Below are 8,010 nucleotides of genomic sequence, written 5' to 3'. Positions count from 1 at the left end.
GAACGTTTTAATCAAATTCCCAATAAACCCAAGGGATTATTCTGTATTAAATAAATTTTTCACATTATATTTTCATTAAAAGCAATATTCTAATATGAGAATATTGCTTTTTTAATTTCATTATAGTACGTTTGCACCCTGATTTTAGTATTTTTGTTTCCAAAAAATTTTTTAAAAAATTTAATTTATGAATACAATTATGATTTACGTGCCTATAGTTATGGCAATCATTGGATTGATCTTTATGTCAATCAAAAGAAGTTGGGTTTTAAAACAAGATGCTGGAGACGGCAAGATGAAAGAGATTTCAGATTACATCTACGAAGGTGCGTTAGCATTCCTAAAAGCAGAATACCGTTTATTAGCCATATTTGTTGTTTTAGCAAGTGTTGTTTTAGCAGGAATTTCGTTTTTAGTTCCAACAACACATATATTAATAGTAGTTGCTTTTATTTTTGGTGCTTTCTTTTCGGCATTAGCTGGAAACATGGGGATGAAAATCGCAACTAAAACCAATGTTAGAACTACTCAAGCTGCTCGTACTAGTTTACCACAAGCCTTAAAAGTTTCTTTTGGTGGTGGAACCGTAATGGGATTAGGAGTTGCTGGTTTAGCAGTTCTAGGTTTAACAGGTTTCTTTATTTTCTTTTTCCACTTTTTTATGGGTGGTGATTGGGCAAATGGAGGAACAGATAAAATGACAATCGTTCTTGAAACATTAGCTGGTTTCTCTCTTGGAGCTGAATCTATTGCTTTGTTTGCAAGAGTTGGTGGTGGAATTTATACAAAAGCTGCCGATGTTGGAGCGGATCTAGTTGGTAAAGTAGAAGCTGGAATTCCAGAAGATGATCCAAGAAATCCTGCTACAATTGCTGATAACGTTGGTGATAACGTTGGTGACGTTGCTGGAATGGGTGCAGATTTATTTGGTTCTTATGTTGCAACTGTTTTGGCTGCGATGGTTCTTGGAAATTATGTAATTAAGGATATGGGTGGAATCATCCAAGACGCTTTTGGTGGAATTGGACCTATTTTATTGCCAATGGCCATTGCAGGTTTCGGAATTTTATTCTCAATCATTGGAACGATGGTTGTGAAAATATCTGATGATAATGCAAAAGAAGCTCAAGTTCAAAAAGCATTAAATATTGGAAACTGGATTTCTATTGCATTAACAGCTGTAGCCTGTTATTTTTTAGTTGATATGATGTTACCAGAGTTAATGCAAATGAACTTCTTTGGTGAAGGTTTACAAGATATTTCTTCAATGCGTGTTTTCTATGCTACTTTAATTGGTTTATTTGTTGGTGGAGCTATTTCATCAGTTACTGAATACTACACAGGTTTAGGTACAAAACCAGTTTTGGCAATAGTACAAAAATCATCAACTGGTGCGGGAACTAACGTAATTGCGGGTTTAGCAACAGGAATGATTTCTACTTTTCCAACAGTACTTTTATTTGCTGCTGCGATTTGGTCAACATACGCTTTGGCTGGTTTCTACGGAGTTGCTCTTGCGGCTTCTGCAATGATGGCAACAACGGCAATGCAACTAGCTATTGATGCTTTTGGACCTATTTCTGACAATGCTGGTGGAATTGCTGAGATGAGTGAATTGCCTAAAGAAGTTAGAACAAGAACAGATATTTTGGATTCAGTTGGTAACACAACTGCTGCAACAGGAAAAGGTTTTGCAATCGCTTCGGCTGCATTAACTTCGCTTGCTTTATTTGCTGCTTATGTAACTTTTACAGGAATTGATGGTATTAATATCTTCAAAGCGCCAGTATTAGCAATGTTATTTGTGGGTGGAATGATACCAGTTGTTTTCTCTGCTCTAGCAATGAACTCTGTTGGAAAAGCAGCCATGGATATGGTATATGAAGTGCGTCGTCAGTTTAAAGAAATTCCAGGAATTATGGAAGGAACTGGAAAACCAGAATATGCAAAATGTGTTGATATTTCAACAAAAGCCGCTTTACGCGAAATGATGTTGCCAGGGATTATGACCATTGGTTTTCCAATTGCAATTGTTTTACTTGGTAAATTAGTTTATGGAGACAACAATCAATTAATTGCTGAAATGTTAGGTGGTTATATGGCTGGAGTTACCGTTTCTGGTGTTCTTTGGGCCGTGTTCCAAAACAATGCTGGTGGAGCTTGGGATAATGCAAAAAAATCTTTTGAAGCCGGAGTTATGATTAATGGAGAAATGACATACAAAGGTTCTGATGCTCACAAAGCTGCTGTAACTGGAGATACTGTTGGAGATCCATTTAAAGATACTTCTGGACCATCAATGAACATCTTAATTAAATTAACCTGTTTGATTGGATTAGTTATCGCTCCAATTTTGGGAAGTGGAAGTCATTCGGATGTTGCAAAAGGAGCTTCTTGTTGTACAGAAATGGCGCCAGAATGCACTTCAATCTCTAAAGAAGAATGTGAAGCGAAAAGCTGTAAAAGCAAGACATGCGAATACATGAATGCAACAAATACAGTAGTTAATGAAACAGTTGCCAATGAAGTGACTATCGAAAAAACAAACGTTGATGGTAAAGTTAAAGGGAGTATTACAACTACTACAAATGGTACTTCTAACACCGAAACTTTTGAAGGAACAAATGAAGAAGTGGATGCAAAAATTGAAGCATTCAAAAAGAAATAAGTTTTTCTTTCTAAACACAAAAAATGCCTCGCAATTAGCGAGGCATTTTTTTTGGTTGTATATATTTTTTTATCTTTTAGCTGTCACTCTGATTTTAAAATAAAGTTCTAAAACAATCCATTTATATCGGCATTTATTTTGTCTAGAACAGTTCCTAAGTCTTCGGGATTATCAACAAAATTGAGTTGGTCTACATCGATAATTAGTAATTTTCCTTTATCATAAGTATGAATCCAGGCTTCGTAGCGTTCGTTCAATCGGCTTAAATAATCAATAGATATCGAGTTTTCATATTCACGACCACGTTTGTGTATTTGTCCCACTAGATTAGGAATAGAACTTCTTAAATAAATTAATAAATCAGGTGCTTTAACTGTTGACTCCATTAATTCAAATAGGGTGGTGTAATTTTCGTAATCGCGATTGGTCATTAAGCCCATCGCGTGAAGATTGGGCGCAAAAATATGAGCGTCTTCATAAATCGTTCGGTCTTGGATGATTTTTTTACCGCTTTCGCGAATTTGCATCACTTGACGAAAACGACTATTTAGGAAATAAATCTGTAAATTAAACGACCAACGCTCCATTTGATGATAGAAATCATCCAAGTAAGGATTGTCTACAACATCTTCATAATGAGGTTCCCATTTAAACTGTTTTGCCAATAATTCGGTTAAAGTGGTTTTTCCTGCGCCGATGTTTCCTGCTACTGCTATGTGCATTATGGTATTTTTATTTTATAATTGCTAATTTCTTGGTTTGTAAAAATAGACAAAATTTGGTCTTTGTAATAAAAATTATTCAATGATTTTTCTACATTTTCAATTAGGTATATTTTATTTTTGTCCACATCATAAAAATAGAATAAACTTTCTTTAGAAAAAAGTAAAGCATGGTTTGATAACACTTTGATAAAATCGAAATCAGGAATTTTCCCGTTACTTATTATTTTCCCAAAAATGTCACATGAATACCAATTTAAATTATCATCGATCCATTGAAAAGTGTTAAAATCGGACTCGTAATGTTTTATATTTCCTTCAAAAGGAGGAGTTATTGATTTAAAAGTGTTTTTTAAATAGTCAAAAAATCCTATTTGTTGCGTTAGATTATTATAAATCCAAAGGCGGTTTTGAGAGGCGAGACTTACGGCAGTAGCTACTATTGGAATTTCGTTTTCGAAAAGATTGATTTTTTTTAATTCATTTAATTGATTGTCTAAAAGGATAATGGTATTGAAATTTTCGTAGAAAACAACAATTTTCAGGGGGTTGTTTATATCCACATGACTAATTTCTCCCAAAGCAATATTTTTGTATTCTAAAGAAATCTTGTCTTTAGTTATAGAAAAAATATTATTTTTTAGTGAGTAACGCCACCCAAATTGATTGTAGCCTAAAAATTGATCCGTATCAATAGTAATTTGATTTATCTTTATGGCGGATATTTTTTGGGTTTGGCTGTAGGCTATCGAAAATAGAGCTATAAAAAATAAAGTTAGATTTCTTTTCATATCTGCTAAGATACTATTAAACCTTTTGTAATTGACAACGTCTAATTTAATTTTAATGTAGTAGTTCCATATCAAAAAAAGTAAAATATTCCTCTAGATTTATTTCTAAATTATAATAAATATGTATAAAATAATCGCAACAGTAGTAGCTGTATTTTTAGTAAATTTTATTGTCAAAGCTCAAGAATTTCAAGGTATGGCGGTTTATGAATCCAAAACAAGTATATCTGATTATAAATCTCGTATGGAGGGAAATAAAGAGTTAACTCCAGAAATTAAGAAACGAATTGAGGGTAGAATGAAATCCATGTCCGAAAAAACCTTCATACTCAATTTTGATAAATCGGCATCAATTTATAAAGAGGAAGAAAAATTGGAAGCCCCGATTCAGGGAGGTGGTGGTGGTGGGAATCGCTCCATAATGATGTCGGCTATGACGCCAAGTGGAGGCACTTATTACAAAAACGTAAAATCCAAATCGTATTCGGTTGACAGGGAATTTATGGGAAAGGAATTTTTAATAAATGACTCCCTACCCAATTTGAGGTGGAAATTGGAAGCTGAAACTAGAGTTATCGGAGGGTATAATTGTTTTAAGGCTACTGCTGTAAAACAACTAAGCAAATCCGATTTTAGAAATCTAAGACCTAAAAAAGAAGCAACCCCTACAACAACAAAACCAGCAGTCGAAACTAAAAAAGCCAACTTTATGGATTTGCTTGAAATACCTAAAGAAGTTATAGTAACGGCTTGGTATACACCCGAAATACCAGTAAATCAAGGACCTGAAGGATATTGGGGTTTGCCGGGTTTAATTTTGGAAGTAAACAATGGAAAAACAGTTATTTTATGCTCTAAAGTGGTTTTGAATCCTAAAGTAAAAGCCGAAATAAAGGAACCCACAAAAGGGAAGATAATTTCTCAACAAGAGTTCGACGAGGCTGTTATTAAAAAAACCGAAGAGTATAGAAGCATGAACCAAGGACATGGCGGAAATAATGGTTGGAGAATGGGTAGAAACTAAAAAGCAACACAAAAACTTTTTCCAATTTATTTACTATATGAAAAAAAATATTCAATTAATTTTGTTCTTTATTAGTTCAATTTCTTTCTCACAATCCATAAAATTTGAAGGTATAGTTACCGATTCTAAATCAATTGCATTAGAAATGGCCAATGTTATGGCGGTTAATCAAACCACTAAAGCAATGGACTCTTATGCTATAACGAATGATAAAGGGAAGTTTGTACTTAATCTAAATACGAACACCAATTACGCCATCAAAATTAGTTATTTGGGAATGCAAAATAAGGAATTGTCAATTACAACAACAACAGAAAACAGCACTAAAGTTATCGCCATGGAAGAAGGTGGGATTGAACTTGATGGGGTTGAAATTGTACGTGAAATGCCAGTTTCTATAAAAGGTGATACTATTGTATACAATGCAGATTCATTTAAGTCAGGCACTGAGCGAAAATTAGAAGATATACTCAAAAAATTACCAGGCGTTGAGGTTAACGCAGATGGCGAAATCGAAGTCGAAGGCAAGAAAGTAACTAAATTAATGGTCGAAGGAAAAGATTTTTTTGATGGTGACACCAAGTTAGGAGTGAAAAATATTCCTGCAGATGCTATTGATAAAGTACAAGTTTTGCGAAACTACAGTGAAATTGGCGCTTTAAAAGGAGTAGAAAATAATCAGGACAATGTAGCAATGAATATTAAGCTAAAATCAGGAAAGAAAAACTTTTGGTTTGGCGATATGACAGCAGGTATTGGTGTTGGACATATAGAAAGTCGGTATTTAATTAACCCAAAGACTTTTTATTACAACCCTAAATACAGTATCAATTTAATCACAAATTTTAATAATATTGGTGAATTGCCGCTAACAGTTCAAGATTATTATAAATTCACGGGTGGTTTTAGAGGAATGATGAAAAAAGGAGGAACTAACTTTAATGTATCTTCTAATGATTTGGGAATTTCGCTATTAAGAAACAATAGAGCCAAAGAAATCGAAACGCAATTCGGAGCCTCTAATTTCTCTTTCAACATTAACAAAGCGTGGAATCTGAGTGGTTTTGCAATTCTTTCCGAATCCATAACCGAGACGGAAACTAAATCTCAAACCAATATTTTCAGAACCAATTCCTCTCAAATTCAATCCACAGAAAATCGTAATGATACAGGTAATCAAAAAAGCAATTTAGGATTATTCAAATTAAGTTCTACTTATAAACCTACTACTAGATTTCAATTAGATTATGATATTTTGGCTAAATTGTCTAAGCAAAACGAAACTAATGCTTTGTTGCGAGAAGCGATTGTAAATAATAATTCAAACTCTGAGAATATAGCGACTTTTAAAAAACAAAATCCTATTTCTTTAAATCAAAATTTGAGTTTTTACTATACTCATAATGATAAAAATATTTTTGCCCTCGAAATACAACATCTATATCAAGAGGAAGATCCTTTTTATAATGCAAATTTAGAATCAAAACCTTTTAATTTTTCGGATTATATTTCAGGACAAGATAGAAATAATATTAGTCAAAACCGGTTTATAAAAACCAATAAATCTGACATTAAATTAGACTATTATTATATGTTGACTCCAAAAAGTAATATCAATCTAACCCTTGGAAATACGTATTCTTTTCAAAATTTCAATTCTTCGATATTTCAAGTTTTAGATGACCAAACAGTTAATAATTTAACCGATGTTGTTAATTCAAACAACGTGAATTACATTTTTAAAGATGCCTTTTTGGGATTCTATTATAAGATTTTGTCAGAAAAATTTACTTTTACTCCCGGAGTAAGTTTGCACACTTTTGCAATGAAAAATGATCAGTTAGGAACTAGTAGCTCTCAAAATTTCTTTAGAGTCTTGCCTGATTTCTTAGCTATATACCAAATAAAAAAAGCAGAATCACTAACCTATAACTTTTCATTTACCAATAATTTTACCGACATTAACCGACTTTCTGAAGGAATTATTTTTTCTAATTACAACAGTTTAACAAGAGGAGACAGGACATTAGAAAATGCTACTTCCATAGCGCATTCATTGCGCTATTTTAAATACAATATGTATAATTTAGAGAATATATCGGCTTTCGCATCCTATTCCAAACAAATAGACGCCATAAAAACTCGGGCGCTTTTTAATGGAGTGAATCAGATTTCAAATCCTTTTAATTCTGATTTTGCCGATGAAACGCTTTCAGGAAATGGCTCTTATGGGCGTTCTTTTCTTAAGAATTACAAAGCCTCTTTTGGCGTTAATTTAAATTGGTCAAAGAATAATAACATTCGAATAGACCGAGTTGCCAACAAAGATGTTTTGATAACTAATGAAAGCTTTACCCAAAGCTATACTTTGAAAGCTTCAACCAATTATAAAAATATGCCCAATTTAGAATTAGGGTATAATTGGGTAAAAAACGATTATAATAACAATACTTTTTATACTGATAAACCCTTTGCAAAACTCGATTATTTTTTCTTAGAAAGTTTTTCGTTTGTGTCTGAATATGAGTTTTATCATTACTATAATAACGATAAAACAATCAATAATGAGTATGATTTTTTGAGTTTTAGTCTAATTTATCAAAAAAAGAATAGTAAGTTAGAATACAAAATTAGTGGCACGAATTTATTAAACACAACTTCTTTAAACGATGATAGTTTTAGTCAGTTTTCTACCAGAACTTCACAATATATTGTACAACCACGATATGTTATCTTTTCTTTTAAGTATAATATTTAGGAGCTAAATTTAGCTTTCTATTATTATAGACTGTAAACAAAAAACCC

5 protein-coding genes are annotated in these 8,010 nt (G+C 32.7%); 3 read left to right on the top strand and 2 right to left on the bottom strand.

Annotated features, from left to right (window positions below):
• Nucleotides 1-187: 187 nt before the first annotated feature.
• Complete coding sequence (locus ACKVOD_RS10985; RefSeq protein ID WP_409209516.1) at nt 188-2,668, top strand: sodium-translocating pyrophosphatase; 2,481 nt, start codon at nt 188-190, stop codon at nt 2,666-2,668.
• A 107-nt stretch (nt 2,669-2,775) separates the two neighbouring features.
• On the opposite strand, the gene ACKVOD_RS10980 is transcribed toward ACKVOD_RS10985, so the two are convergent.
• Both ACKVOD_RS10980 and ACKVOD_RS10975 read right to left on the bottom strand, forming a co-directional pair.
• Nucleotides 2,776-3,390: a deoxynucleoside kinase gene (locus tag ACKVOD_RS10980; RefSeq protein ID WP_409209515.1), complete on the bottom strand. Its 615-nt coding sequence runs from the start codon at nt 3,388-3,390 to the stop codon at nt 2,776-2,778.
• Nucleotides 3,390-4,181: a hypothetical protein gene (locus ACKVOD_RS10975; RefSeq protein WP_409209514.1), complete on the bottom strand. Its 792-nt coding sequence runs from the start codon at nt 4,179-4,181 to the stop codon at nt 3,390-3,392. Before ACKVOD_RS10975 ends, ACKVOD_RS10980 begins: the two co-directional genes overlap by 1 nt.
• Nucleotides 4,182-4,302: 121 nt before the next feature.
• Here ACKVOD_RS10975 and ACKVOD_RS10970 point away from each other — a divergent pair, with 121 nt between their 5' ends.
• Together ACKVOD_RS10970 and ACKVOD_RS10965 are read left to right on the top strand one after the other, a co-directional pair.
• Nucleotides 4,303-5,205 (top strand): GLPGLI family protein, encoded by a 903-nt coding sequence (locus tag ACKVOD_RS10970; protein ID WP_409209513.1) that lies wholly within the window; start codon nt 4,303-4,305, stop codon nt 5,203-5,205.
• A gap of 37 nt (nt 5,206-5,242) precedes the next feature.
• Entirely contained in the window at nt 5,243-7,963 is a 2,721-nt protein-coding gene (locus ACKVOD_RS10965) for a carboxypeptidase-like regulatory domain-containing protein (RefSeq protein WP_409209512.1), read from the top strand.
• Nucleotides 7,964-8,010: the final 47 nt, after the last annotated feature.

This window comes from Flavobacterium sp., from assembly GCF_046155325.1.
Lineage (GTDB): Bacteria > Bacteroidota > Bacteroidia > Flavobacteriales > Flavobacteriaceae > Flavobacterium.
The sequence above is the reverse complement of the archived record's forward strand: the minus strand, read 5'-3'. Positions and strand labels throughout refer to the sequence as shown.